This is a genomic window from Nitratireductor sp. GISD-1A_MAKvit (assembly GCF_040819555.1).
Lineage (GTDB): Bacteria > Pseudomonadota > Alphaproteobacteria > Rhizobiales > Rhizobiaceae > Nitratireductor.
Map to the genome: position 1 here is coordinate 3,437,198 of NZ_CP161920.1, position 25,398 is coordinate 3,462,595.

25 protein-coding genes are annotated in these 25,398 nt (G+C 61.7%); 23 read left to right on the forward strand and 2 right to left on the reverse strand.

Going from position 1 to position 25,398, the window contains the following annotated elements; genetic code table 11:
- Window positions 1-42: 42 nt before the first annotated feature.
- The 7 genes from AB2N04_RS17865 to AB2N04_RS17895 all read left to right on the forward strand — a co-directional run bounded on the left by AB2N04_RS17865 (window position 43) and on the right by AB2N04_RS17895 (window position 6,781).
- Window positions 43-1,317, forward strand: coding sequence for a M81 family metallopeptidase (locus AB2N04_RS17865; RefSeq protein ID WP_367716003.1), 1,275 nt, complete (start codon window positions 43-45; stop codon window positions 1,315-1,317).
- Complete coding sequence (locus AB2N04_RS17870) at window positions 1,220-1,531, forward strand: MlrC C-terminal domain-containing protein (RefSeq protein WP_367716005.1); 312 nt, start codon at window positions 1,220-1,222, stop codon at window positions 1,529-1,531. The genes AB2N04_RS17865 and AB2N04_RS17870 overlap by 98 nt, the downstream gene beginning before the upstream one ends.
- Window positions 1,528-2,643, forward strand: coding sequence for a C4-dicarboxylate TRAP transporter substrate-binding protein (locus AB2N04_RS17875; protein WP_367716006.1), 1,116 nt, complete (start codon window positions 1,528-1,530; stop codon window positions 2,641-2,643). The genes AB2N04_RS17870 and AB2N04_RS17875 overlap by 4 nt, the downstream gene beginning before the upstream one ends.
- A 61-nt stretch (window positions 2,644-2,704) precedes the next feature.
- Window positions 2,705-3,220, forward strand: a complete 516-nt coding sequence (locus AB2N04_RS17880; protein ID WP_367716008.1) for a TRAP transporter small permease subunit — start codon at window positions 2,705-2,707, stop codon at window positions 3,218-3,220.
- Window positions 3,221-3,230: 10 nt separating this feature from the next.
- On the forward strand, window positions 3,231-4,535 hold the full coding sequence (locus tag AB2N04_RS17885) for a TRAP transporter large permease (RefSeq protein ID WP_367716010.1): 1,305 nt from the start codon (window positions 3,231-3,233) through the stop codon (window positions 4,533-4,535).
- A gap of 4 nt (window positions 4,536-4,539) precedes the next feature.
- Window positions 4,540-5,424: a MurR/RpiR family transcriptional regulator gene (locus AB2N04_RS17890; protein ID WP_367716012.1), complete on the forward strand. Its 885-nt coding sequence runs from the start codon at window positions 4,540-4,542 to the stop codon at window positions 5,422-5,424.
- A gap of 13 nt (window positions 5,425-5,437) precedes the next feature.
- Window positions 5,438-6,781, forward strand: coding sequence for an aspartate aminotransferase family protein (locus tag AB2N04_RS17895; RefSeq protein ID WP_367716014.1), 1,344 nt, complete (start codon window positions 5,438-5,440; stop codon window positions 6,779-6,781).
- A 48-nt stretch (window positions 6,782-6,829) separates the two neighbouring features.
- Here the strand turns inward: AB2N04_RS17895 and AB2N04_RS17900 are convergent, their stop codons facing one another.
- Window positions 6,830-7,618: a UTRA domain-containing protein gene (locus tag AB2N04_RS17900; protein WP_367716016.1), complete on the reverse strand. Its 789-nt coding sequence runs from the start codon at window positions 7,616-7,618 to the stop codon at window positions 6,830-6,832.
- Between the two features lie 335 nt (window positions 7,619-7,953).
- On the opposite strand from AB2N04_RS17900, the gene AB2N04_RS17905 reads away from it, so the two are divergent.
- The 8 genes from AB2N04_RS17905 (at window position 7,954) to AB2N04_RS17940 (ending at window position 15,592) form a co-directional block, all read left to right on the forward strand.
- Window positions 7,954-9,507 (forward strand): ABC transporter substrate-binding protein, encoded by a 1,554-nt coding sequence (locus tag AB2N04_RS17905; RefSeq protein ID WP_367716017.1) that lies wholly within the window; start codon window positions 7,954-7,956, stop codon window positions 9,505-9,507.
- Window positions 9,508-9,511: 4 nt separating this feature from the next.
- On the forward strand, window positions 9,512-10,450 hold the full coding sequence (locus AB2N04_RS17910) for an ABC transporter permease (protein WP_367716019.1): 939 nt from the start codon (window positions 9,512-9,514) through the stop codon (window positions 10,448-10,450).
- Window positions 10,447-11,337: an ABC transporter permease gene (locus AB2N04_RS17915; RefSeq protein WP_367716020.1), complete on the forward strand. Its 891-nt coding sequence runs from the start codon at window positions 10,447-10,449 to the stop codon at window positions 11,335-11,337. Before AB2N04_RS17910 ends, AB2N04_RS17915 begins: the two co-directional genes overlap by 4 nt.
- Complete coding sequence (locus AB2N04_RS17920) at window positions 11,337-12,323, forward strand: ABC transporter ATP-binding protein (protein WP_367716022.1); 987 nt, start codon at window positions 11,337-11,339, stop codon at window positions 12,321-12,323. Before AB2N04_RS17915 ends, AB2N04_RS17920 begins: the two co-directional genes overlap by 1 nt.
- The gene (locus AB2N04_RS17925; protein ID WP_367716023.1) at window positions 12,320-13,327 is read left to right on the forward strand and encodes an ABC transporter ATP-binding protein; all 1,008 of its coding nucleotides are present in this window, start codon (window positions 12,320-12,322) and stop codon (window positions 13,325-13,327) included. The genes AB2N04_RS17920 and AB2N04_RS17925 overlap by 4 nt, the downstream gene beginning before the upstream one ends.
- On the forward strand, window positions 13,324-14,103 hold the full coding sequence (locus AB2N04_RS17930; RefSeq protein ID WP_367716025.1) for a creatininase family protein: 780 nt from the start codon (window positions 13,324-13,326) through the stop codon (window positions 14,101-14,103). Before AB2N04_RS17925 ends, AB2N04_RS17930 begins: the two co-directional genes overlap by 4 nt.
- Window positions 14,100-15,143 (forward strand): low specificity L-threonine aldolase, encoded by a 1,044-nt coding sequence (locus AB2N04_RS17935; protein ID WP_367716027.1) that lies wholly within the window; start codon window positions 14,100-14,102, stop codon window positions 15,141-15,143. The genes AB2N04_RS17930 and AB2N04_RS17935 overlap by 4 nt, the downstream gene beginning before the upstream one ends.
- A 206-nt stretch (window positions 15,144-15,349) precedes the next feature.
- Window positions 15,350-15,592 carry a hypothetical protein gene (locus AB2N04_RS17940; RefSeq protein WP_367716028.1) on the forward strand — a complete coding sequence of 81 codons (243 nt, stop codon included), beginning with the start codon at window positions 15,350-15,352 and terminating at the stop codon, window positions 15,590-15,592.
- A gap of 130 nt (window positions 15,593-15,722) precedes the next feature.
- Here the strand turns inward: AB2N04_RS17940 and AB2N04_RS17945 are convergent, their stop codons facing one another.
- Window positions 15,723-16,727, reverse strand: a complete 1,005-nt coding sequence (locus AB2N04_RS17945) for a LacI family DNA-binding transcriptional regulator (RefSeq protein WP_367716030.1) — start codon at window positions 16,725-16,727, stop codon at window positions 15,723-15,725.
- A 219-nt stretch (window positions 16,728-16,946) separates the two neighbouring features.
- On the opposite strand from AB2N04_RS17945, the gene AB2N04_RS17950 reads away from it, so the two are divergent.
- The 8 genes from AB2N04_RS17950 (at window position 16,947) to AB2N04_RS17985 (ending at window position 25,396) form a co-directional block, all read left to right on the forward strand.
- Window positions 16,947-17,678: a 6-phosphogluconolactonase gene (locus AB2N04_RS17950; RefSeq protein WP_367716032.1), complete on the forward strand. Its 732-nt coding sequence runs from the start codon at window positions 16,947-16,949 to the stop codon at window positions 17,676-17,678.
- The gene (locus AB2N04_RS17955) at window positions 17,671-18,441 is read left to right on the forward strand and encodes a sugar isomerase domain-containing protein (protein WP_367716033.1); all 771 of its coding nucleotides are present in this window, start codon (window positions 17,671-17,673) and stop codon (window positions 18,439-18,441) included. Before AB2N04_RS17950 ends, AB2N04_RS17955 begins: the two co-directional genes overlap by 8 nt.
- Entirely contained in the window at window positions 18,438-19,589 is a 1,152-nt protein-coding gene (locus AB2N04_RS17960) for an N-acetylglucosamine-6-phosphate deacetylase (RefSeq protein ID WP_367716035.1), read from the forward strand. Before AB2N04_RS17955 ends, AB2N04_RS17960 begins: the two co-directional genes overlap by 4 nt.
- On the forward strand, window positions 19,586-20,872 hold the full coding sequence (locus tag AB2N04_RS17965) for a neutral/alkaline non-lysosomal ceramidase N-terminal domain-containing protein (protein WP_367716037.1): 1,287 nt from the start codon (window positions 19,586-19,588) through the stop codon (window positions 20,870-20,872). Before AB2N04_RS17960 ends, AB2N04_RS17965 begins: the two co-directional genes overlap by 4 nt.
- 120 nt (window positions 20,873-20,992) lie before the next feature.
- Window positions 20,993-22,315, forward strand: a complete 1,323-nt coding sequence (locus tag AB2N04_RS17970; RefSeq protein ID WP_367716038.1) for an extracellular solute-binding protein — start codon at window positions 20,993-20,995, stop codon at window positions 22,313-22,315.
- A gap of 77 nt (window positions 22,316-22,392) precedes the next feature.
- Window positions 22,393-23,280, forward strand: coding sequence for a carbohydrate ABC transporter permease (locus AB2N04_RS17975; protein WP_367716039.1), 888 nt, complete (start codon window positions 22,393-22,395; stop codon window positions 23,278-23,280).
- Window positions 23,277-24,158 (forward strand): carbohydrate ABC transporter permease, encoded by an 882-nt coding sequence (locus tag AB2N04_RS17980; protein ID WP_367716040.1) that lies wholly within the window; start codon window positions 23,277-23,279, stop codon window positions 24,156-24,158. The genes AB2N04_RS17975 and AB2N04_RS17980 overlap by 4 nt, the downstream gene beginning before the upstream one ends.
- On the forward strand, window positions 24,155-25,396 hold the full coding sequence (locus AB2N04_RS17985) for a hypothetical protein (RefSeq protein WP_367716041.1): 1,242 nt from the start codon (window positions 24,155-24,157) through the stop codon (window positions 25,394-25,396). The genes AB2N04_RS17980 and AB2N04_RS17985 overlap by 4 nt, the downstream gene beginning before the upstream one ends.
- Window positions 25,397-25,398 lie beyond the last annotated feature (2 nt).

Genomic DNA, 25,398 nt, shown 5'->3' on the forward strand with positions numbered 1-25,398 from the left:
TTATGATACGGAACATTTGTTTTATATTTCGTCGGATAATGTATGCGTATCGGCATCGCCCGCCTCTGGCACGAAGCAAACTCGTTTTCGGTCTGCCAGACACGACTGGAGCATTTTGAGGCGCGGGAATGGTTCCGCGGAGAGAGCTGCATCGCGCATTATCGCGGCACGGCAACAGAACCTGGCGGCGCAATTGCCTGGGCAGAGCTGCGCAATGATGTGGATCTGGTTTTCTCGCGCTGCGCTTCGGCTGCTCCCGCAGGTCCTGTGGATCAGGAACTTCTCGAACAACTGACGGTCGAGATCGCCGAAGACCCGGCGTTGAAGGGCATAGACGGTCTTTATCTGTCGCTCCATGGCGCCTGTATCGGCACCGTCGATGGGGACCCGGAGACGACGCTGGTCGCGGCCCTGCGCCGCCGTTTCCCCGATTTGCCCATTGCCGCGTCCTTCGACATGCATGCCTGCATCGCGCCGGAGCTTGCCGGCATGCTCAATGCCGCTACCGTTTACCGGACATATCCGCATGTGGACATGGCCGAGACCGCACGCGACGCGCTGGACATGCTTTCGCTTATCATCTCGGACGGGGTGAAGAGCCATGTTGTTCTTAAGACAATCGACAGGATCCTGCCAAGCTTCAACATGCGCACCGATGGGCCCGGTCCCATGCTGGACATCGAGAATGAAGCCAGGGCGGCAGGCATCAAGATCGGCGGCAAGTCTCTCTTTCCGGTCGCCTACCCCTTTGCCAGCTTTGCCTATGCGGATGTCCCACAGGCCAATGCCGGCGTTCTGGTAACCTGCGAAGACAAATATCAGGGGCAGGCTCTGGCGGATCATGTTGCCGGCTACATGCAGGCCGCGCAGGCACGCTTTCAGCCTGATCTTCCCACTGCCGAGGCGGTGCTCGCAAGTCGCCCGTGGGCCGACGGTCGCCGCGTCGCAATTCTGGAGCCTGCCGACAATCCCCTTTCCGGGGGGATTGGCGATACGCCCGGTCTCTTCAGGGCCGCCATACATGCGGGACTGCCGGATGGCAGCGTGTTTGCGTTTTTCGCCGCACCGGAGATCGTGGCCAAAGCCCGTCGGGCAGGCATTGGTGCAGAGCTCGACATCAGTCTCGGCGCAAGGCTCGACCCGCGCTTTGGCGAGCCGGTCGCCTGCCAGGGCCGAAGTCCTGCGCACCACCGATGGCCGTTTCCAGAACGAGGACGCCATGGAGCGGGGCATGAAGGTGGATCTCGGTCCGACAGCTCTGCTGCGCGTGGGAAACCTGAAAGTCATCGTGACCACCGGATGCCAGTCTCCCAATGACAGCGCCTATTTCCGTCTGCACGGCATTGAGATCGATCAGGTGCCCGTGCTGCTCGCCAAGGCGAAAAACCATTTCCGGGCTGCATTCGGCAACCGGTTCGACGTCATCCAGTCCTGCGAAACGCTGGGGCCAGCCATGGCTGACGTTTCAAAACTGCCCTTCCGAAATGTGCCTCGGGAGCGCTTCAACCTGAAAGAACAGAGGGTAACATGAAGAAAACCATCACCGCCGCCATTTTCGCTCTGGCCGCCAGCACGGCCAGCGCCGCTGCGATGGAACTCACCGTCAGCTCCTGGGTCGCCCCTTCGCACCCGACGATTTTCGCCGGCTATGAAACATATTTTCCGGCGGTGGCCGAAGCATCCAGTGGCGAAGTGACCTTCAACCTCGTCTCAGGCGGCGCACTTCTGGGCGGCAAGGAAACCCTGACCGGTCTGGGCGATGGCGTGGCCGATGCTTCCGTTCTCGCGCTCACCTACAATCCGGCACAGCTCCCCACCAGCCAGCTTGTGGCAGAGCTTGCCATGCTGAGCGGCAATTCCCTTGCCGTTGCGGCCGCTGTTACCGAATTCACGCTTTTGAACTGCGCGCCCTGCATCGCCGAGTTCTCCAAACAGAACGTGGTCTATACCGGCAGCTATGCCACCGCACCCTATGCGCTGATCAGCAAGAGCGAGATCGGCAAGACAGCGGATATTGCCGGCAAGCGCGTTCGTTCGCCCGGTGGCGCATGGGATCGCTGGATCGGCGAAGCTGGCGCAACCGTCGTCCACACCTCCAGCTCGGAGATGTATGAGGCACTCGACAAGGGTGTTATCGATGTTGCCATGCAGCCCGCCGCTTCGCTGAAAACACACTCGCTGTGGGATGTGGCCGACACGATCACGCTTGGCAGCTTTGGCGTCTACAATTCCGGCCCGCTGCTTGCCTTCAACAAGGACAGCTGGGCAGAGCTCACCCCCGAAAACCGTCGCGTCATGCTCGACAAGATGGCCGAGGCCATCGTTGCGACGACCAACGCCTATGTCGCGCAGAACGAAGAAGCAAAGGCCGAAGCGGCCGATCACGACATGAAGGTTCTGGACAGGCCGGAGGCGCTTGAAGCCGAAATCGCCAGCTTCAACAGCCAGGACGTTTCCGCGATTGTGACGAAGGCGAAGGAGGTCTACGGCGTCGACGACGCGCAGTCGCTGATCGAGAGCTATCAGGCCGCTTTGGCCAAGTGGGAAGAGATCACCGCATCCGGCCTTTCCGACGAGGCCCTCGCAGAGCGCATGAAGTCCGAGATTTTCGACAAGCTTTCTGAAACCGAATACGGCCTTTGAGCCTCTCGCGGCGGCGCCCTTGCGGGTGCCGCCCCATGCTTCTGATCAGCCGGGATCCACCATGCAGACCATCGATCTCTTTTTGGGCCGGATTGGCCGCCTTCTGGCCTTTCTGGCCAGCCTGTGTCTCGTCGTCATGATGTTCCAGATCTGTCTGGATGTGGGCGGCCGCTACCTCTTTGGCAAACCGATGCCCTCGACACTGGAGATCGTGTCGGACTGGTGGATGCCCGCACTCATCTTTCTTCCGTTGCTCAATGTCGAATGGCGCAACGAGAACATCGCCGTCGATCTTTTCTATCAGGGGCTCGGACCAAGGGCGCAGGCGGCACTCGATGCCTTTGCGCTGATCTGCTTCGGCGCGTTTCTGGCGTTGATTGCCTATGCGGGGTTTGAACAGGCGCTGCGCGCCTATCGTCAGGGCGAGTTCATTGTCGGCATGATCCCTGTCATCACATGGCCGCCGCGCTTCTTCCTGCCTGTGGCGGGATTCCTGACGGCACTTCTCTGCCTTGTCCGTGCTGCTGGCGCGATTTCCCGCGCCGCTTCATCCCAGACACAAAACAGCGACCAATAAGGGCCTCACCGTGGATAGCATTACCCTTGTCTACTGGGCGCTTGGGGCGCTCATGATCCTCCTTGCGCTGCGCGTGCCCGTTGCAGCGGCGCTGGGCCTCGTCGCAATCGTCGGCATGTACATTCTTGTCGGAGAGCGCGCGACCTGGGGCGTCATGCGCTCGGTCCCCCATGCCTTCGCCGCCCATTGGAGCCTGAGCGCCATCCCCATGTTCCTGTTCATGGGTTATGTGTGCTTTTCCGCCGGACTGACAGACGGGCTTTTCCGGGTCGCGCGCGCCTGGCTCAACTTCCTGCCGGGCGGGCTCGCCATCTCCTCGGTGGGTGGAGCCGCGCTTTTTTCCTCCGTCACCGGCTCGTCGGTTGCCTGTGCGGCGGCGATGGGCAAGATCGCCGTTCCGGCCATGCTCGACCGTGGCTATGACGCCAAGCTTGCCGTTGGCACGATTGCCGCCGCCGGCACGATGGGATCGCTCATTCCGCCGAGCACCATTCTGCTTCTCTATGCCGTTTTTGCCGAGGTCCCCGTCAGCGAGCTCTTCATCGGTGCCGTTATTCCGGGCCTTCTGACCGCGCTCATGTACGGCCTGATGATCCTGCTTCGCGTCAAGCACAACCCGGCGCTCGCCCCGCGCGAAACCAGCGTCGACTGGCGCGAGCGGTTGCTCGCACTTGGTGAGACATGGCCGCTCTTCCTGCTCGTCATCACGGTGTTCGGCGGCATCTTTGCCGGGCTTTTCTCCGCAACCGAAGCCGGCGCCATCGGAGCACTCGCATCCATTGCCATCGGCTTTGCCAAGCGCACACTTTCCTGGGGGGCGCTGAAGGCGGCTGCGTTCGAGACAATCCGCTCCACCTCCGCAATCTTCCTCATCGCCGTGGCTGCAGCCCTTCTCACCCGGCTTTTCGCCTTTGCGGGCTTCCCCGACTATGTGCAGGGGCTGATCGGAGAGGACATGTCGCCGCTTCTGATCATCATCGCGGTGTCGCTGATCTATCTGGTGCTCGGCATGTTCCTCGATCCCATCGGGGTGATGCTGCTCACCCTTCCGGTCCTCCTGCCCATCTTTGAGACCGCCGATATCAGCCTGATCTATGCCGGTGTCATGATCACCAAATATCTGGAAATCGGGCTGATCACACCGCCGGTGGGACTCAATGTCTTTGTCATCAAGAATGTGGTCGCCGACAGGGTGTCCATCAGCGATGTCTTCCGCGGCGTGGGTTGGTTCCTGCTTGCCGATGTGGTGACGGTCGCCATACTCATCGCATTTCCGGCAACCGTCCTGTGGTTGCCCAGCCTGATAAGCGGGTAAATGGATGGCAGAGATGACAGACCTTGAAGCGCTGACACAGCGCATGATCTCGCAGATTGAAACCCTGCCCCGCCGGCTTGCCGATGGCGCGCGATACCTGATCGATCACCCCGACGATGTCGTGCTCCTCTCCATGCGCGAGATCGCCAACCGCGCCGGCGTTGCGCCGGCCACCCTCGTGCGCCTGGCGCGCACGCTGGATTTTGCCGACTGGTCGCAGCTGCGTTCCGTTTACGCCGAAAGTTTCAGGACCGGGCCCGCGCGCTATGCCGACAAGGCCGTGGCCGCCGTCAAACAGGACAAGGGCAGCGGCCTTCTGACCGAGACTTTCAAGGCGCAGGAGGCAAGCCTTGCCTATGCGCTGGAGAGCAATTCCACCGCAGACATCGCTTTGGCCGCCAAAACGCTTGCACATGCCGAGCGGCTCTACGTCGCCGCCTTCATGAGTTGTCGTGGGCCGGGGCTTACCTTCACATATCTGTGCAAGATGCTGCGGCCCAATGTGGAGCTTCTCGGCAGCGAGGGTTCTTCGCTGGTGGCCGACCTTGCCATGCTCACGGAGCGCGATGCGGTTCTCTCCATCAATTTCCAGCCCTATGCGCGCGAGATCGACATGGTGGCCGAGGGCATCCGCTCCTCCGGCGCGAAACTGGTTTCGCTGAGCGACAGCCGCGCCACACCACTGCAACCCCATGCATCCACCAGCCTGCTCTTTTCCGCCGAAAGCCCGTCCTTCTTTCCGTCGGTGATTTCGGCAGTCGGCGTTGTCGAAGGGCTTGCCGCCGCCATGCTCACCGAGCTTCAGGACACGGCGATGGAACGCATCGGCACCATCGAAGAACAGCTCTACGCCTCCGGCTCCTACCACGCGCACCGGCGCGCCCGATAACAGAGACATCCGAATGACCCATGTTTTTCACCGCTCCCCCGGCAACCCGCTTCCGGTCGCTATCGGGGGGAGCGGCGCCCATATCATCGACGAAACCGGCAAACGCTATATCGATGCCTGCGGCGGCGCCGCCGTGTCCTGCATCGGGCACGGCGATATGCGTGTTCTTGAAGCGATCCAGCAGCAGATGGCACAGATCAGCTACGCGCATACCAGCTTCTTCACCTCCAGCGCAGCCGAAGAGCTCGCCGATCACCTGTGCGCGGCAACGCCGCTCCCACTCGACCGGGTCTATTTTGTTGGCAGTGGTTCCGAATCCATCGAAGCGGCGATCAAGATGGCGCGTCAGTATCATGTGGAACGCGGCGAGCCTTCGCGCAGGCTCGTGATCTCAAGGCACCAGAGCTACCACGGCAACACGCTGGGCGCGCTCTCGGTCGGGGGCAATCCGCCGCGGCGCAAACCCTATGCGCCGTTCCTGCTCGAAGAACCCAAGATCGAGCCCTGCTTTGCCTATCGCTATGCCCATGCCGGTGAGAGTTCGGAAGACTATGCAAACCGTGCCGCCAACCTCCTTGAAGACAAGATAAGGGAACTCGGCCCTGAAAACGTCATCGCTTTCCTGGCCGAAACGGTTGTGGGTGCAACCGCCGGCGCGGTTGCCGCAGAAAAAGGCTATTTTCAGAAAATCCGCGAGATCTGCGACCGCTACGGGGTGCTCCTCATTCTCGATGAGGTGATGTGCGGCTCCGGCAGAACCGGCAGCTTTCTCGCCTGCGAGCAGGAGGACGTGGTGCCCGATATCCTGACGCTCGCCAAGGGGCTGGGCGGCGGCTACCAGCCCATTGCCGCCGTCATGTGCTCGAAAAATGTCTACGAGACCATCACCGGCGGCAGCGGCAGTTTCGTGCACGGACATACCTATTCAGCTCATCCGGTGGCTTGCGCTGCCGCTCTCGCGGTTCAGCAGGTCATCCGCGACGACGGCCTCATCGACAATGTCGTTTCTCGCGGCGCTCAGTTGCGCGAGCGACTGCTCGCCCGGTTCGGCAATCATCCGCATATCGGCGATGTGCGGGGGCGCGGCCTGCTGCAGGCCATTGAGCTGGTTGAGCACCGCGATACCAGGGAGCCCTTTTCACCCGACTGGAAAATCGGCGCTGCGATCAAGAAAAGCGCGATGGAGATCGGCCTCATGATCTACCCCGGAAGTGGCACAATCGACGGCGTCTGCGGCGACCACATCCTTCTGGCACCGCCATACAACGCCGATGCGGAGACCATCGACCTGATCGTCGAAAAGCTCGGCCTTGCAGTCGACGCAGCGCTGGAAGACCGGCTGAAGACCGGGCAATAGGCCCGTTTCAGGCCCTGTCATGACGACCCGGCCGCAGAGGCGGACGGGTCACCCCTTCTCCAGGCCGGTTGCCGGTCCGGCGGTCTGCGCCACAGGCGCCGTGTGGTATTGCGCCTTCAATCGGGTCATGTCGCCGGCGTACCAGGCCATCCCATATGACACCGCAGCGCCATTGGCATGGATAACGCGCTCGATATTGGTGACCGCAGCGCCCTCGGGCGTGGCAAGCTTTTGGGAAAGCGCCGCGTCCACAAGCGAGGAGCCGATTTCCACATCGCCCGAGCGCCACGGCAGATAATCGATCAGCCAGTCGCCGGGAGGAGTCGTCTTGAAATCGACCGATCGCGCTTCGGGCAAAAGATCGAGATTGATGAGCCGCTCTTCATAGCAATACACCCGCTCGCCGATATGATGCCGGCATCGAACGGCAAGCACGTGATGTCCCTTCCCCTCCGGAATGCGCAATTGCGTGCAGTCGGCATCCTCAGCCGTGCGTTCCACCTGGTCGAGAAACTCGTATCGATAGGTCTGCCCCATCTGCTCGGCCACGCTTGCCGGATCGAGGATCTGAAGGATGATCGAATGCGCGATCGGGCGCTTGACGAAACTGCCCGCACGCTTGCGCGTCTCTATGAGCCCCTTCTGTGCCAGAAGCATGAGCACCTTGGAAACGGTGATGCGCGAGCACTCGTATTGTTCGCTCAGTTCCTTCTCGGTCGGAATGCGAAATCCGGTGTGCCACTGGCCCGAAAGAATGCGGGTTTCCAGATCCGTCTGGATCCGTTCATGCAGCGTGACGCGACGCCCGGCGCTGTTTTTTGCGCGCTTCATCGACATGTTTTCGAGCTCTCCCATGCCCATGCCTTAAATCCCCCCTCCGGCCTTGTCGAAGGCACGGAACCGATCGCACTCAATAATGCATATGCATATTGCGAAATCCAGATTTCTTGTCTAACTTTGATCGGAAGAAAGATCAGAAGACGTTGTCGGAAACGGTGAGGGGCAATACCGGCTCGACATTGTTGTTCCAGTTCCAGGCTCCGCAGAGCCGGAACGGCCTGGAGGGACGACGCTCAACTGAACATTTGAAGGCTGACGTCGGAACCGTTGGGTTCTGCCGATGGGGATCCATTGCCTCGAAGCAATGGACTGTCAAACCGAGGGGAACGAGCATGACAAAAAACAACCTGAAAAAAACACTGGGCGCCACCGCCCTGGCCACCACCATTCTGGCCGGTTCGGCATTTGCAGCCGATCTGCGTGTGAACATTTCGGCCGACCCTTCCATGATCGACCCGATCACCTATTCCGAGCTGATTGCCGGCCACGTTATCTCGAACATGTATGAGAGCTTCACCGCCATCGATGGCGACGGCAAGGTCGTGCCAGCGCTTGCCGAGAGCTGGGAGCCGCTGGAAGGCAATCTCGGCTTTCGCTTCAAGCTGCGCGAAGGCGTGAAATTCCATTCCGGTCGCGAATTCACGGCAAAGGATGTAAAATTCTCCTTTGAAGAACTCCTGCGCCCCGGCAACAAGGCCGGCCTCAACGCGCCCTATCTCGACGTTGTGGTCGGTGCGGACGCCATGAAGGAAGGAAGCGCCGACACGCTTTCAGGCGTCACCATCATTGATGATCACACGGTGGAGGTGGCCTTCACCAAGCCGGATGTGCTGTTCCCAATCTATCCGATCTACCTTTTTGACAGCGGCATTGTCGAAGAGGCAGGCGCCGACTGGTACAACAGCGTTTCCGCCGGCACCGGTCCGTTCAAATTCGAGAACTGGAGTCGTGGACAGAAGGTCGAGCTGGCCGCGCACTCAGATTATTGGGGCGGCGCGCCGGCAATTGACGGCGTCGACTTCGTGGTTGTTCCCTCTGCCGAGACGGCCATGGCCATGTTCGAAACGGGCGATCTCGACGTCATGATGGTCGATGGACCGAGCATGCGGCGCGTGCTGAGCAATGACGAACTGAAGGAGCGCGCCATCACCGCAGCGCGCGCGCAGGTACGCTACCTCGCCATGAACTCGGATCTCTACGAGCCATTCAAGGACAAGCGGGTGCGCGAAGCCATCTGCCGCTCGCTCGATCAGGATGCGATGATCGCCGGCCTTTACAGCGGGGCCGCCAAGCCGCTTTACGGCCAGATCACCGAGGGTGTTGCCGGCTACAATCCCGATCTGCCGAAGATCGAGTATGACCCGGAGAAAGCCAAGGAGCTTCTGGCCGAGGCGGGCTATCCGAATGGCGAGGGCCTGCCGCCCGTCAAGCTGAGCACCACGGAGCCGAACAAGAACCAGCATCTGTATTTCGCAAGCCAGCTTCAGGAGATCCTGAACATGCCGGTCGAGGTCGAGCTGGTGGAGCGCGGCACGCATCTCAAGTCCATCAATTCCGGGCAGACACCGTTCTTCGCCTGGGGCTGGAGCGCGGGCTATCCCGATGGTCTCTATTTCCTTTCGCAGCTCTGGTATTCCGACAGCCCCTACAATCGCGGCTGGAAGAATGCCGGGTTCGATGCACTGATCGACAAGGCTTCGATGACGGCGGACAACGAAGAGCGCTACGAGATCTACCACGAGGCCGAATCGATGCTGATGGAAGACTGGGGCACCTGCCCGCTTCCCGTTTCCACCCTGATGGCGACCGTGCGTGAAGGTGTTTCCGGCGTGGAAATCCAGCCTTTCGGCCTGGTGCCGTTTGCGGACGTAACCATCGCGGACTAGGCACATGCTGCACTATGCGACGCGGCGTCTGCTCGGGCTGACGCTGGTTTGGGCCGTGGCCCTGATCGTGACATTCTTCGCGGTCAGGGCCGTCCCGGGCGATCCGATCATGGTCATGCTGTCCGACCACGCGGGCGATGCCGCGCTGGAGGCGCGACTGCGCGCGGATTACGGGTTGGATCAGCCGCTTGCGGTTCAATTCCTCACCTATATCGGCGATGTGCTGAACGGCACTTTCGGCCTTTCCTACCGCTATGTCGGCTCGACCGTGATCGATGTCATCCGCGATGGCATGACGATCACGCCCCTGCTGGCGCTTTCGGCACTGTTCATCGCCGTCCCGCTCGGCCTGTTCTTCGGTGTCTTTGCCGCCGTGCGCGCGGGGAGCTGGGCCGATACGGGCGTCATTCTCATGCTCGTCGCGTTCATTTCCATTCCCTCCTTCGCACTGGCGGCACTGCTGGTCTGGCTGCTGTCGCTCAAGCTGGCCCTGCTGCCGGTTGCCGGCTGGGGGGACCCCGTCCACCTGATCCTGCCCGTGGTCGTTCTGGTCGTCAGTCCCATGGCCGTGATCGCCCGTTTGACCCGCACCTACATGCTCGAAGTGCTCGACCGGGATTTCGTGCGCACTGCACGCGCCAAGGGAGTGCGCGAAATGCGCGTCATCTGGCGCCATGCACTCGGCAACACGATGGTGCCCATCGTCACCTCCATCGGCCTGATCTTCGGCAGTCTCCTTTCAGGCGCATTCGTGGTGGAGACCGTTTTCAACATTCCGGGTCTCGGACGCATCGCCATCGACAGCGTGCTTGCGCGTGATTACCCGGTCACCATGTCCATCGTGCTCCTGTTCACCGTTTTCTACTCTCTGATCAATCTGTGCGTGGATCTCATCTATGCCTGGCTCGATCCCCGCATACGCTTCGATGAGGCAACGGCATGACCCGGCAGGCACCAAATACCGACGCGCTGACAGCACCGGCACCAAGGCGCGGCCTCACCGATTTCCAGATACGGTTCCTGCGCTCGCGCAATGCCGTGATCGGCAGCACGATCGTCGCGCTGGTCGCCATCGTAGCGCTGCTTGCGCCCTGGATCACGCCCTACGATCCCACGAAGGTTTCCATCATGGCGACCTGGCTGCCACCCGGCGGAGATCATCTTCTTGGAACCGACGCACTGGGTCGCGATGTTTTAAGCCGGCTTATCATGGGAGCCCGTGTATCGCTCACCGTTGCGCTCTCCGTTCTCGCAATCACCATGACATTCGGCACACTTCTCGGCATGATCGCCGCCTGGTATCGCGGGCATGTCGACAATCTTCTCATGCGGTTTGTCGACATCATCTTTGCATTTCCCGAGCTGATCATCGCCATCATCGTGGCTGCGGCCATGGGCCCCGGCACACTCACGGTCATTGTCGCATTGGCTCTCGTCTGGTGGCCTGGCATTGCGCGCATGGCGCGCGCGCTGGTCCTGTCGCTGCGCGAAGAACCGTTCGTGGAAGCTGGCATTGCCTGCGGCACACCCACATGGCGCATCATGTGGCGGCATCTCCTGCCCAACATCGTCTCCCCGATGATCGTGCGTGCCTCGCTTGGCGTAGGCATGGTCATCATGGCCGAAGCCACCATGTCGTTTCTCGGCATCGGCGTGCAGGAGCCCTACCCCACATGGGGTGGCATGATCCGCGACGGCCTGCCCAATCTGCGCACCGACCCTCATCTGGCACTATCCGCCTCGGTGGCCCTCGGGATCACCATGATCGGCTTCAACCTCTTGGGCGACGGCCTGCGCGATGTGCTTGACCCAAAAGGCAGGGGGCGGTGATGAAGCTTCTGGACATTAGGGACCTCTGCGTCTCGTTCAACACGTTGCGCGGTCCTGTCGAGGTGCTCAACAACGTCTCTTTCGATGTCATGCCCGGCGAGATCGTGGGCGTGGTCGGAGAAAGCGGTTCCGGGAAATCCGTCACATCGCTCTCCATCATGGGGCTGCTCGGCACTTCCGGCCGGATCACCTCCGGCAGCATCGCGCTTTCCGGCACCGAGCTGACGGCACTCTCGGGCGAGGCGATGCGCGCGCTCCGCGGACCTGAAATGGCGATGATCTTTCAGGAGCCGGGCACCAGCCTGAACCCCGTGCAACGGATTGGCGACCAGATCGTCGAGGCGATGTCCGAGCATGGCTACTGCCCCCCGGCGGAGGCTCGCCGCCGTGCGCTGGAGCTCATGGACCGTGTGGGCATCCCCGCACCTGACCTGCGTGCACGCGATTATCCGCACCAGCTCTCCGGCGGAATGAAACAGCGCATCATGATCGCCATAGCGCTTGCCTGCCGTCCGAAACTTCTCATCGCAGACGAACCGACCACCGCTCTGGATGTGACCATTCAGGCGCAGATTCTGAACCTCATTCTGGATCTGAAAGACGAGTTCGGCATGGGGGTCATGCTCATCACCCATGACATGGGTGTGGTTGCGCAGATCGCCGACCGCGTGGTGGTGATGTATGGTGGACAGGTGGTGGAGCGCTCAAAGAGCGATGCACTTTTCACGCGGTCGGCCCACCCATATTCCCGGCTCCTGCTCCGCTCGATTCCCACGGCAACGCAACGCCAGGACAGTCTTCCCATCATAAGAGGCACCATGCCGGCAGCAGGGCGTTTTCCGGCTGGCTGCCGGTTTCACGAGCGCTGCCCCATGGCGGTGGTGGCCTGCGCGCAATCCGTGCCGTTGCTGGCCGAGGTGGCGCCCGCGCATCTTGCCCGCTGCTTCCGCACCGAAGCGATTGATGAGCTGGAGGTCCCGGCATGACCGAGCCTTTGTTGAAGCTTGAGAAACTTTCCAAACGCTTCCGGGTTGGAAACAAAGAACTGGCGGCGGTCAGCGATGTTTCGCTCCATGTTGCCGCCGGCGAGACCCTCGGCATCGTCGGTGAAAGCGGCTGTGGAAAGTCCACGCTGGGACGCATGATCCTGCGGCTGACAGATCCGAGCGACGGCGCGATCGTCTTCGACGGGCGCGACATCACCCGGCTTGGCAAGCGGGCCATGCGGCCGCTGCGCCGCGATATCCAGATCGTGTTCCAGGACCCCTATGCGTCGCTCAATCCCCGGATGAAGGTGGGCGAGATCATCGCCGAGCCGCTGGTCAACATCGGCATGAAGCGCGCAGAAATCGCTGCCCGCGTCGCGGAGGTTCTGGACGTTGTCGGTTTGCCGGCAGAAAGCGCAGAGCGTTACCCGCATGCGTTCTCCGGTGGTCAGCGTCAGCGTATCGGCATCGCCCGAGCGCTTGCCGTGAAGCCGCGTCTGATCGTTTGCGACGAGGCAGTGTCGGCACTGGACGTCTCGGTGCAGGCACAGGTTCTCACCCTGTTGCGCGACATTCAGCGTGAGACCGGGGTGACCTTCGTCTTCATCTCGCACAATCTTGGCGTTGTCCGCTTCCTGTGCCACCGCATTGCCGTGCTCTATCTCGGCCGCGTGGTCGAGATCGGCACCGAAGCGCAGCTTTTCGAGAGCCCGCAGCACCCGTACACCCAGGCGCTGCTCTCCGCCATTCCGGAGGCAGGAGCGGGACGGCGCGGGCGCATTCCGGTGCCATCGGGCGAGATCCCGAACCCGATAAACCCGCCGCCGGGCTGCCCCTTTCACCTGCGCTGTCCGCGTGTTCAGGCGAAATGCCGCAGCGAGGTACCCCGGCTTGAAACCCGTAGCGACGGGCAGGCTGTTGCCTGCCACTTTCCCGGAGCGAACGCGGCAACGCCGCGGCACGATCCGGACGACAAAAGAATGATTGAAGGAGAAGCCCGATGAAAGGCCGTTGGCTGGAAGATCTGACCTGGAGCGAGGCAGCAGAGTGGCTCGACCGCGATGCGCTGGTGCTCATACCCATTGGCGCCGCCGCCAAGGAACACGGCCACGCGCTGCCCCTGTGCACCGACTACCTGCTCGCACGCGGGTTGACGGACGGTGTTCTTGAGGAGCTTCCAATTCTCGCCGCGCCCGTCATGTCGTTCGGCTACTATCCGGCTTTCCGCCACTACCCCGGCAGTCAGCACATCCGCCCCGAAACCTTCTCCATGCTCATCGACGATGTTCTGAGCGGCTTCCTCGCTCAGGGTTTCCGCAATCTCGCAATCCTCAACACCGGTGTTTCGACAACGCCCGTCGTGCAGGTGGCCGTCAGGGAATTCTACGAACGCACCGGAACCCGCGTTGCGCTGGCCAATATTCTGGCCATCGGCAAGGAAGCCGATCACCTGATGACGCAGAAGCTCGGCGGACATGGCGACGAACACGAAACCTCGCTGATCCTCGCGCTCGATGAAAGCCGCGTGCGCAAGGACAAGCTCGTCTGCGACTACGGGCACCAGCTCGACGCGCCGAAAACCGTCTTCTACTGGCCTGCCACGTTCAGCGGCGATCCGGAGAGCGGCGTGGACTACTCCGCAACCGGCATCCGTGGCGATGCCACGCTGGCCACAAAGGAAAAGGGCGAAGCCAGCCTCAGGGCCAGCGTGGCCGATGTGGTCAACGGACTTCGCGCCCTGTTCCCGGACGCCGTGGGCAAGGCAGGAGGTGCTGCGTGACACGGCTGAACCTTGCCGATGACGGCGACTGGCTGACACCAAAGGAAACCGCCGAGCGTCTTGCCGCGCTAACCGCCGCAGGCGATGTCACACCGGACTATTACGGCGTCGGCGGGCCGGTTACCGAGTTGGAGAACAACGTTGCTGCGATGTTCGGCAAGGAAGCCGCGGTCATGTACCCGACCGGTACACTCGCCAACATGCTGGCCGCGCGCGAGCTTGCCACTGCAAAACGCGGGCCGCGGCTGGTCGTGCAGAGCGACAGCCATGTGTTCAACGATGCAGGTGACAATTTTACCCACGGCATCGGCGTGACCACCGTGCCGCTGGTTTCGCAGGGACCGAGCTTTACCGCAGAACAACTGCGTGCCGAAATCGACCGCACCGCCAGTGCGCGCGTGCCGGCCACGATCATCGGCGTGATGATCGAAACGCCGAGCCGGCGCCATGCAAACCGCGTGTTCGACCCCGTGGCGCTTGAGGAGGTCATCGCGTTGGCGAAAGCCGAGGGTATTCCACTCATCCTCGACGGGGCGCGGATCTTCATCGAAGCCGCATGGACAAACCGCCAGTTGAAGGAAATCGCTGCGCCCTTCGACTATGTCTACCTCTCCCTCTACAAATATCTCGAAGCGCCTTTCGGCGCTGTTCTGGCCGGGTCGGCGGCTGCTCTTGAAGGGCAGAACCACGAACGGCGGCGCTATGGGGGCGGACTGTTCCAGATGTGGCCTGCCGCACTTCTGGCGAACAGCGCGCTTGCACGGCAAACAGAAAACTGGGCAGCGGTGCGAAAAGCGGGCGCGGCAGTTCTCCAAGCCCTCTCGACAAAGCAGGTAAAGGCCTCGCGCCTAGCCGATGATACCAATGTCATTCGCATCGCCTGCAGGGCCGATCACGGCGAAGTCGCGAAACGTGCGGCTGCGGCGAATGTGAAAGTTCCGCCGCCTTCTGCCGATGGCTACGTTCTGAAAATGAACGAAAGCTGGCTCAACCACAGCCCTGCGGCGATCGCGCAGACCATTGCCTCGCTACTGCGCTAGAATGCGGCAGATCCGCCCGCAGGCATCGGGCAGCGAGCGTCGGCCCGGCCCCGATGCCGGTCACGCTCGTTCCCGTTCCCGTGAGATTTAACGTGAGCCGCGTCGCCACCCATTGATTTCCCAGTGATGGAGATAGCTGAGACATTTCCTGCGCCGATGCAGCCCCCCTTCTGTATCGAGCTGAATGCAAACGAATGGAGCTCGCTATGAACATCAAACTGCTTTCGATTTTCGCAGCCTCACTGTTTACGCTTCCAGCTCTGGCAATCGAGCCGCTGCCAAACAGCATCACTGCGGATGGTCCGACGAAATCAGCCCTGAAGTCGACTCCTGTTGGTTCGCTTCTGCACCATGAGATCTACCATCAGGGCAACCGGTACACGGAAACCTACGTAGTTGGCGCTGATGGCCGCCTGGTGCTGGTCAGCCGGTCGCTGCGCAGCGACTGAGAAAAACAAAACCCGCCGCTCTGTCACGGGTGGCGGGTCTTTCCTTTCTGATCCTGAGACCCGGTGAATTGCGGCCGTTGGCTGCAACAAGATGCGCGAGACCTGCCGGTCTCCCCCATTCCATCTCAACTCACGAGCGGTGCAGGGCCCGGTCGGTGGTGGACCGCACGACCAGGTGCGTTTCAAGAACGTAGGATGCATCGCGCACGGCCTGCGATTTCAGCACTTCCAACAGGAGCGAGACCGCCAGCTTTCCGGCCTCGACGGACCGGCTGGAGACGGTGGTAAGGCTCGGCACCGTGAGCGGCCCAAGTGCATCGTCGCAACCAACCACCGAAAACTCGTCCGGCACACGGACACCGCGTTCCGACAGGCCGGCCACAATGCCCTGTGCCGTCACGTCGTCAAAGGCGATCGCGGCGGTTGCTCCCTTGGTCAGAATGGCATCGACGGCCTGAAGTCCTGCCTCGAAACTGGGCACCGAGGCCGAAACGAAGCCGAGATCCAGGCCCAGCTTGCGCGCTTCCTTGCGCACCGCTGCCCGGCGCTGCTTGTTCGACCAGGAGGTGGATGGGCCGCTCACATAGACGATCTTGCGATGGCCAAGGTCGGCAAGGTGCTGCGTGGCTTCGGCGATGCCTGTGCCACTGTCGATCAGCACTTTCGGAATGCCTTTCACATCACGGTTGATCAAGACGAGGGGACGCAGCAGCGCATGGGCGGCAATGCGCTCGTCGGAAAGACGCGGCGAGGCAAGTATGATGCCTTCTACCTGGCCGGCAAAGCGCCCCAGAAGCTGATCTTCCTTTTCCGGGTCCTCATCGGAATTTCCCAGAAAAACGCAGAAATCGGAGCGATCCGCCTCCACCTGTGCGGCGCGGATCATGGGCGGGAAGAAGGGGTTTGCGACATCCGGCACGATCAGCGCCAGATTGCCATAACGCCCGGTGCTCAGTGCCCGAGCCGTGTGGTTCGGCACATAGCCAAGCTTTGCGGCAGCGGCCTTAATGCGCTCAACGGTTTCAGGGCTCAGCATGTCGGGCCGCGTAAAGGCACGCGACACGCTGGAGCGCGCCACCCCCGCCTCCTTGGCCACCTGACTGATTGTGACGCCACTTTTGCGTTCTGCTGCCACCGCTTTGCCTCGAACCTTGAACGATGCCCGACAAGATGCACCGGCGCGCTGCGTCAGGCAACCGGTTGACATGCAACCGGTTGCACAACATAGTGCAATCACTTCAGTTTCTCTGCCGCAGGCTCTGTGACGAGCAGGTGACATCTTCGGAGTTTCGATTTGCAGAACACTCAATCCCCGCAAAATCCCGCCCCTGTCTCAAGTCGAAATGTTGAGAAGTTGAAGGTCCTGACCTTCGCTGATCGGGCGGGAATGGGAGCGGCAGCCGCGTCCGACATCGCGCATGCCCTGCGCGAACGTCTTGCACGCCAGGAGGGGGTGCGCGTCATATTCGCCTCGGCCCCAAGCCAGACCTCCATGATCGAGCAGCTCCGCGCCATGCCGGGCATAGACTGGTCCCGCGTGACCGCCTTTCACATGGATGAGTTCATCGGTCTGGCGCCCGATGCGCCACAGCGTTTCGGCCACTGGCTTGATCTCCATATTTTCAACGCGCTGCCGCTGGCCGCTGCCCATCGCATCGATCCGGGTGCCGATCCCGAGGCAGAAGCCCGGCGCTATGCGGCCCTGCTGAACGAAGCGCCAATCGATTTCGTCTGCCTCGGCATAGGCGTGAACGGACACATTGCCTTCAATGACCCGCCCATTGCAGATTTTGAGGATGCTCTGGACGTCAAGCTGGTCGAGCTTGATGCGGTCTGCCGTCAGCAGCAATATGATGATGGCGGGTTCGACAGCCTTGAGGCCGTGCCGCGCACGGCATTGTCCCTCACCATCCCGCGCCTGTTGCGTGCCGACCGGTTGTTCTGCATCGTGCCTGGCGCTCACAAGCGCGATGCCGTGCACGGGGCGCTACACGGACCGCTTTCAACCGCCTGCCCGGCCAGCATCCTGCGCGGTCACGGCAATTGCACGCTCTATCTCGACAAGGAGGCCGATCCCGATGCCTGAGATCAATGCAGATGCGGTCTGCGAACAGTATCTCGACACAAGCCACGACCTCATGAGGCGTATCCTTGTGGAAGAGCGGGACACTCTCGACAGCGCTGCCGAGCGCCTGGCTTCCCAGATCGAGGCCGATCGGCTGGTTCACATCTTCGGCCCCGGCGGGCACTCAAATCTCGCCAGCCAGGAAGTGTTTTTCCGGGCCGGCGGCCTGATGCACATGAGCGCGATCCTCGATGAAGGCACGCTGCTTTCCAACGGTGCGTTGCGTTCCATGGCAATCGAGCGCACGCCGGGATATGGCCGCGTTGTCATTGCAAATGCACAATTGGGCGAAAGCGATGTGCTGATCCTCGCAAACGCATATGGCATCAACGCAGCCCTGATAGACGCGGCACTGGAGGCAAAGTCTCGCGGGGCGTTTCTCGTCGGTGTGAGCTCGCGCGAGCATGCCGAAAGCACAAGCCCGGACCACCCGGCACGCCACCCGGAGAAAAAGAACCTGCATGATGTGGTCGACATCGCAATCGACACCAAGGTTCCGATCGGCGATGCGGTGGTCAGCCTGCCGGGCATGACGGAAAACATCTCCGCCGTTTCAACTTTCGCCAATGCGTTCGCACTCAACTGTCTGGTAATCCGCACCGTTGCGAAGCTGCTGGAGCGTGGCGTCGAGCCGCCGGTCTGGCGCAGCGGAAATGCTCCTGGAGGCGACGAGGCCAATGCCCGCTTCCTTGCCCGTTTCCGCGATCGGGTGCGCGCGCTGTGAGCAGTGGCGCAACCATAACCGGGCGCGATCCCGCCACGGGAGCCGGCATTGCCGTCACGGTCCGCGACGGGCGGATCACCTCCATTGCCGACACCGGATCCGGTGACGGAGCGTTTCTCTCGCCCGGTCTGGTTGACCTGCAGGTCAATGGCTATGCGGGCCTCGACCTGAATGACGGCAACCTGACCGCCCGGCGCGTCTTGGAACTCACCCGCATCATGGCAAGTCTGGGTGTCGCCACATACCTTCCCACTCTCGTGACCGGCTCGAAGGAGCGTCTTCTGGATGCCCTCTCGGTCATCGCCCGGGCCCGGGATGAAGACGAGCTGTGCGCACGCATGATCCCCGGCGTTCACATGGAGGGCCCCTCGATCGCTCCCGAGGACGGGCCGCGTGGTGCCCACCCGCAGGAACATGTTCGCGCGCCCTCGCTCGAAGAATTCGCTGCATGGCAGAAAGCCAGTGGCGGTCTTGTCCGCCTCGTGACCCTCGCACCCGAGTATGACGAGGCCCCGACCTATATTCGTTCAGTCACGGCCCAGGGGGTTCATGTCGCTCTGGGCCATTCCGCCGCAACGCCCGAGCAGGTGCATGCAGCCGCCGAGGCCGGTGCACGGCTCTCGACGCATCTTGGCAATGGCGCTGCCGCTCTCATGCCTCGCCATCCAAACCTGATCTGGGCACAGCTCGCCGATGATCGGCTCACTGCAACACTCATTGCAGATGGCCACCACCTGCCCGACGACACATTCAAGACCATGCTGCGCGCAAAGGGGCTCGAGCGCGCCCTGCTGGTTTCCGACAGCGTGTCGCTTGCCGGCATGGAACCCGGCATCTATCGTCAGCCGATTGGCGGCGATGTCGAGGTGCGCGCGGACGGTCGCGTCGGCATTGCCGGCACACCCTATCTGGCGGGTGCCGGTCTGCCGCTGATTGCAAACGTCCCGATTGCCATGCGCATGGCCGGCCTCTCGCTTGCCCAGGCGCTCAGGCTGGCCACGGCCAACCCCGGCGCCTTTGTCGATGGTCGCGGCGTGATAAAGCTTGGGGCCCCAGCCGATTTCATTCGCTTTGCTGTCGATGAACAAACCGGCAAGCTGAACCTGACGAGCACCCACATCCACGGCGAGGAGGTGTTCTCCGCATGATCCGCGCAGGCGTTGCCACGGTAGACATCACCCCGCCGGCAGGCTTGCCGCTTTCCGGCTTTGCCGCCCGCACCCTGCCGGCAACTGGCGCCCACGACCCGCTCACGGTGCGCGCGCTTGTGGTCAATGATACCGCCATGGTGGTTGTCGATGTGATCGGTCTGCATGGGGAGATGAGCGCGCGCATCCGTCGCCGCTGCGCCCTCCCCGAGGCCAATGTCATCTTGAGCGCTCTTCACAATCATGGCGGCCCCGTTTCCATGGCCGGCCGCCTCACGGTTGAGACCGACGAGGCCTATCTGCAAAGGCTGGAAGATGCCTGTGTCGAAGCCATCGACCAGGCTGTCGCCGCGAGAAGGCCAGCGACACTCTCGGTCGGGCTCGGATCCGACCCCGACATTGCGCGCAATCGTCGCCACCCGGATGGCCCGGTGGACCGCGCCCTGCCGCTCCTGCGTGTGCGCGACGGGAATGGCAACATGATTGCCCTGATGACAGGCTATGCCTGCCATCCCGTGGTGCTCGGCGCAGACAACAGACTGTGGACGGCCGACTACCCGCACTACGTACGCCGCGCGCTCGAAGCCGCTTGTCCCGGCGCCACCGCCCTGTTCGTTACCGGCTGTGTGGGCGACGCAAACACCGGCCACAGCGCCCATGCCTCGATCAGCCTTGCCACCAACCCGGACCGCAGCTTTGCCGCCGCCGAGCGGATTGGCGAGGCCATTGCGAATGCAGCGCTGGAAGCACCTGAACAGCCACTTGGTGGGGATGTGACCGCACTGGAAGCGCAGGTTGACCTGCCATTTGAACGTCGTGAGACAGAAACACCAGCGGAGCTGGCAACACGGTGGCGCGATGAGCGCAAGGGAGCGGATGCCGCACAGGTGGCACTGCTCGACGCCTGGATCCACTGGGCCGAGACGGTTGCGCTTCAACCAACGGAGCCCCTGCCTGCCCGCGTTTCCCTGCTCGACTGGGGCGGCATGCCCGTCATTGGCCTGCCCGGAGAGATCTTCGCGGAAACCGCGCTCGGCCTGCGCGCCGCCTGTGGCGACCGCGTGGCATTCATCGCGGGATTTGCAGAAGACAACCCAGGCTACATCCCGCCATCCGGGGAGTACGCCTTCGGCGGATACGAGGTGGACGAGGCGCATCGCTATTACGGACAGCCGGCAAGTTTCGCACCCGGTTGCGCCGAAGCACTGGCATCTGCCTGTGCAGGACTTTTGAACAACATGCAGTCGGACAAGGGGGGACAACGGTCGCGGCAGGAACCGTGACCTGCTGGCTTGAGTCATGTCGATACAAAAGCAAGCCGGCTTGACGCGCAACCGGTTGCATGGCAACTTTTCACCGGGAACATTTATGCAGTCTGCTCACGTCGAAAGGGAGAACAAAAGATGAGAGCGTACAGGTCCACCAACAAGAATTCCGGCAGCGGGCGCTTGGCCGCGCGCGTGGCGGCGCTGTCGCTGACGGCTGCCATCACCACGATGTCGGGCTCCGCATTCGCCCAGACCATCAATGTCTGGAGTGGCTATCCCGAAATGGCACCGTTCTACGAGCACGTGGCGGAAGGGCTGAAGGAAAAATATCCCGATCTCGAGGTCAATGTCGAAGCCATTGCACTGCGCGAACATGAAAAGCGCATCGCGCTCGGTCTCACGTCCGGTTCCGCCGGCGTGACGGTTATCGAACTTGCCGGTTCCACGGCCAGCCGCTACATCGAAAACGATCTGCTGCCCGCAGCACCGGAAGCCGTGGCGAATTTCGTCACCAACGAGGAGAATTTCGGCGAATTCTTCGTCGATGCCGCTTCCAAAAACGGCACCGTTTACGGCGTTCCGCTGTTCCGCGGTCAGGGCGCGCTCTTCTACAATGTCGACATGTTCGAGGCGGCTGGTCTCAAGGAACCACCCCAGACCATGGAAGCCTATACGGACTACGCCGAGAAGCTCACCCAGCGCGATGAAGACGGAAAAGCGACCGTTTCGGGCTGGAGCCTGCGCCTTTCGGGCGGTGGACAGGGCATTGCCGAAAAGTTCTGGATCAACCTGTTCCAGTATGGCGGCTCGGTGATCGAGGAAGTGAGCGACGGCAAGTGGAAGGCGAACTACGCCAATGAAGCTGGTCGCAAGGCGCTCAAGCAGTATCTCGAAAACGTGCATGTCCTGAAGACCGTGACGCCCGAAATGCCGGCAGACGCCGAGGCATTCGAACGCGGCCAGACGGCCATGTTCATTCGTGAATCCTGGGTGATCGCCGACATCGCGGCCAAGGCGCCCGATCTCAACTATGCGACCGCTCCGCTTCCCGTTGGTTCCATTGCCCTGCCGGCCAATCTCTACGTCAACTCCGTGGAGGGTGAAGATGCCGAGGCCGCGTGGGCCTATGTGCAGGCGGCGAACGACCCCGAAAATCTGGTCTGGCTTCTCGACAATGTCGGCTGGCTGCCCAACCGGTCCGGCGTCGATTACGGGGTGGTGACGGAGAAGGTTCCCGCCTATGGCGCGTTTGTCGATTACCCCGAGGACTACAGGTTCTTCACCCTGCCGGCCATCGGGCCGATCGAAGAGGTCCTGACCCGTCTTGCCGCCCAGCTGACAAGCGCTTACGGCAACGCTTCCCTGGCCGAAGACGATGCAGCGATCGACGCTGTGCTCGCAAAGGCTGCCGAGGAAACAAACAACATCCTGAAGCGCGAAGGCCTGCTGGCCGAATAGTCGCGTTTTCGCTACTCAGCCATGGAAGCGGCGTTCGCGCCGCTTCCACTTGGTGACTTCAGTCCGACGGGGAACAAATGCTGCAACAAAAGCGATGGCGTTTCGCCATTCTGGCGATCCTGCCCACCCTGGCCATCTTCGCCTGGGTGCGCATGTATCCGATTGTCGAGACACTGCGCCTGAGCCTTCACCAGTGGAACATTCTGTCCAAGAACAAGCCGTTCGTTGGCCTCGCAAATTTCCGCGAACTCTTTCAGGATCAGCTGTTTCTGAACGCGCTGACCAACACGTCGATCATCGCCTTTGGCGTTGTTCTTCTGACAGTTCCCACCGCCATGGTGATTGCCGGGCTGATACACCATCGCACCCATTCGCGTTTTTCGGGCTTCTATGAAACCTCGGTCTTTATCCCGCATGTGGTTTCTCTCGTGCCGGCCGCAATGGCGTGGAAATGGATTTTCGACGCCAAGCTCGGACCGCTCAACGCTTTGCTTGAATTCTTCGGAATTCCGGCTCAGGCCTGGCTTTTCGACCCCGTCCTATCGGTGATCTGCATCATCATCCTGTGCTCCTGGCAGGCGCTCGGCTATGCCGTGCTGATCTATCTCGTCGGCTTCAAGAATCTCCCGGTTTCTCTCTTTGAGGCAGCCAAGCTCGATGGCGCAACGGGTATACAGCGCTTCTGGCATGTGTCGGTGCCGATGCTGAAACCCATCACGCTCTATGTGTCGGTCGTGACCCTGATCTCGGCCTTCAACGTTTATGCACAGGCCTTCGTCCTCGCCTCCGATTCTCAGGGCGCGCCGGGCCGGCAGGTTCGGGTTCTGGTGCTCGACATGCTCGAAAACAGCTTCCGCAATTACCGCGTCGGCTATGCAGCGTCCGAAGCCGTGGTGCTTCTGGCCATCGTCCTCGTGCTGACCCTCATCCAGTTCGGCCTGCTCAGAGAAAAGGGGCGGAAATGACACAGACGATTGCCGCCTCCACACCACGCCCGAAAGCCGGCGGACGCATGAAGACGCGGGGCAGGCTCATTGATCTGGCGATCGATGTTTTCCTGTTCTGCTTCTCGATCCTGATGATCCTCCCGCTGGTGTTTCTGGTCTCGAACGCCTTCAAGACGCCTGAAGAGATCGTCGCCTGGCCGCCGCGCATCATCCCCACCGATCCGACGCTTGAGAATTTCCGCTCGGTGCTGGCCGACACGCCCTTGCCGCTGTGGATTTTCAACAGTGTCGCCTTCTCCACCCTTTCCATGGTGGCGATTGTCATGACATCGGCAATCGCCGGTTATGTGCTGGCCAAGTTTCCGTTTCGCTCGCTCAACATCGTCTTCATCCTGATCCTCGCCACGGCCATCGTGCCGTTTGAGGTCTACATGATCCCGCTCTATTTCCAGGCGCAGGCGCTGGGCGTGCTCAACTCGCTCTGGGGGCTGCTTCTTGGCTATCTGGTCATGAGCTTCGGCATCTTCCTGATCCGCCAGAACGTGATGCACTCCATTCCCGACGAACTGCTTGAGGCCGCACGCATCGATGGCGCGGGCGAGTTCTGGATCTTCTGGAAGATCGTGCTGCCGCTCTTGCGCGGCGCGCTGGGAGCCCTCGCCGTGCTCGCCTTCTTCCAGGCATGGACCTCCTTCGCCTGGCCGATGATCGTGACGACAACGCGCGACAGCTACACGATCGAGGTTGGCCTCGCCCTCTTCCAGACCGGCTTCACGGTCGATCTTGGCCGGCTGAGTGCGGCGTCTGCGGCAGTGCTCGTGCCCTCCATCACGCTGTTCGTGATCCTGCGCCGCAACTTCGTGCAGGGTGTTGCCAGCACGGGGATGAAGGAATGACCGCCGGGAACGCTTTCTTCCAGAGCGCTGCAAGCCGATACTCGGCAGCCAATGCAGACACGCTCAACTGGATGCTCGACCGGCCCCGGCTGGGGCCGGGTTTCCTCAACACGAAGGTCAACAGTCTGACGCTTGCCGATTATGGCGAGGCCGACGGTCTTCGTGGCCCGCACTATGTCTATGGCTGGATCCAGGGTCGCGGCCTTGAGGCCCTCGTCACCCATGCCGCATTCTTCGAAGACCGAGACCCCGCCCTGGCCAAACGGCTTGATGAGGCCGGGCGCTCGCTGTTTCGGGTTCTCGGGGAACTGCGTTCGCGCGACGGCCACGTCTATTTCCGCTACGATGCCGGGCTTCAGCCCGTCCGTGTGACCGGCGAGGAGACCGTCACCACCCAGGAACCGGCCGATGAGGTGTTCACCTATTCCGACGCTTTTGCAGCCAAGGGGCTCGTTGCGGCAGCCGCCCGCTTTACGCCGGAGGAGCTTCCCGAACACCTGTCCTATCTGGGCAATGTCATCACCGCCATCGAGGAAGGCCGCTTTCAGATGGGTGAGGAGAACCCTCTGGGTGCGGAATCCATCGCTGCGGAGCCGGATGATTTTGGCCCACGCATGATCCTGCTGGGCGCCGCCGGAATGCTGGAGCGCTGCGGGCTTGAACAGCACACCGCCTATGCGCGGCGCTTCATCGATCATGTCATCGATAACCATCTGGATACAGAAACAGGGCTGCTGCGCAATGTTCCCGGCGGCGACGCCTGCAATGTCGGACACGGCATAGAGTTTGCGGGCTTTGCGCTGGACCACGCACAAGTGCGAGACGACTCCGGTCTCGTTTCCCTGCTCGAGCGCATTCTTATCGCTTCGTTCCAAGCGAGTTTCGAACAGACCGGACTTCATCTGGCCGTTTCGGTTTCTTCTGGCGAAAAGCTCAGCCCCTTCCGCCCATGGTGGTCGCTTCCCGAAACGATCCGCACCGCCGCCCTCGCCCATCATTTGACCGCTTCACGCGAGGCGCTTTCTGTCTGGCAACGGGCTGACGCTGCATTTTTTAACCACTACTGGCGCGGACACCCGCCCATCGCCTACCAGACACGCACTTCGGTCGGTCCCACCGATTACGTTCCGGCCACGCCCGATCTCGATCCCGGCTATCACACCGGTCTGAGCCTCCTTGCCGCCATCCATGTGGCAGAGGCCCTTGCAACAACAATTCCCGCTCACGCCGCGAGGTAACC

Excerpts from the sequence above, each read along its gene's own strand:
- AB2N04_RS17880 (WP_367716008.1), top strand. The coding sequence starts at position 2,705 with ATGCAGACCATCGATCTCTTTTTGGGCCGGATTGGCCGCCTTCTGGCC.
- AB2N04_RS17895 (WP_367716014.1), top strand. The coding sequence starts at position 5,438 with ATGACCCATGTTTTTCACCGCTCCCCCGGCAACCCGCTTCCGGTCGCT.
- AB2N04_RS17930 (WP_367716025.1), top strand. The coding sequence starts at position 13,324 with ATGAAAGGCCGTTGGCTGGAAGATCTGACCTGGAGCGAGGCAGCAGAG.
- AB2N04_RS17910 (WP_367716019.1), top strand. The coding sequence starts at position 9,512 with ATGCTGCACTATGCGACGCGGCGTCTGCTCGGGCTGACGCTGGTTTGG.
- AB2N04_RS17870 (WP_367716005.1), top strand. The coding sequence starts at position 1,220 with ATGGAGCGGGGCATGAAGGTGGATCTCGGTCCGACAGCTCTGCTGCGC.
- AB2N04_RS17975 (WP_367716039.1), top strand. The coding sequence starts at position 22,393 with ATGCTGCAACAAAAGCGATGGCGTTTCGCCATTCTGGCGATCCTGCCC.
- AB2N04_RS17865 (WP_367716003.1), top strand. The coding sequence starts at position 43 with ATGCGTATCGGCATCGCCCGCCTCTGGCACGAAGCAAACTCGTTTTCG.
- AB2N04_RS17970 (WP_367716038.1), top strand. The coding sequence starts at position 20,993 with ATGAGAGCGTACAGGTCCACCAACAAGAATTCCGGCAGCGGGCGCTTG.
- AB2N04_RS17940 (WP_367716028.1), top strand. The coding sequence starts at position 15,350 with ATGAACATCAAACTGCTTTCGATTTTCGCAGCCTCACTGTTTACGCTT.
- AB2N04_RS17915 (WP_367716020.1), top strand. The coding sequence starts at position 10,447 with ATGACCCGGCAGGCACCAAATACCGACGCGCTGACAGCACCGGCACCA.
- AB2N04_RS17890 (WP_367716012.1), top strand. The coding sequence starts at position 4,540 with ATGGCAGAGATGACAGACCTTGAAGCGCTGACACAGCGCATGATCTCG.
- AB2N04_RS17980 (WP_367716040.1), top strand. The coding sequence starts at position 23,277 with ATGACACAGACGATTGCCGCCTCCACACCACGCCCGAAAGCCGGCGGA.
- AB2N04_RS17925 (WP_367716023.1), top strand. The coding sequence starts at position 12,320 with ATGACCGAGCCTTTGTTGAAGCTTGAGAAACTTTCCAAACGCTTCCGG.
- AB2N04_RS17985 (WP_367716041.1), top strand. The coding sequence starts at position 24,155 with ATGACCGCCGGGAACGCTTTCTTCCAGAGCGCTGCAAGCCGATACTCG.
- AB2N04_RS17955 (WP_367716033.1), top strand. The coding sequence starts at position 17,671 with ATGCCTGAGATCAATGCAGATGCGGTCTGCGAACAGTATCTCGACACA.
- AB2N04_RS17905 (WP_367716017.1), top strand. The coding sequence starts at position 7,954 with ATGACAAAAAACAACCTGAAAAAAACACTGGGCGCCACCGCCCTGGCC.
- AB2N04_RS17875 (WP_367716006.1), top strand. The coding sequence starts at position 1,528 with ATGAAGAAAACCATCACCGCCGCCATTTTCGCTCTGGCCGCCAGCACG.
- AB2N04_RS17920 (WP_367716022.1), top strand. The coding sequence starts at position 11,337 with ATGAAGCTTCTGGACATTAGGGACCTCTGCGTCTCGTTCAACACGTTG.
- AB2N04_RS17965 (WP_367716037.1), top strand. The coding sequence starts at position 19,586 with ATGATCCGCGCAGGCGTTGCCACGGTAGACATCACCCCGCCGGCAGGC.
- AB2N04_RS17900 (WP_367716016.1), bottom strand. The coding sequence starts at position 7,618 with ATGTCGATGAAGCGCGCAAAAAACAGCGCCGGGCGTCGCGTCACGCTG.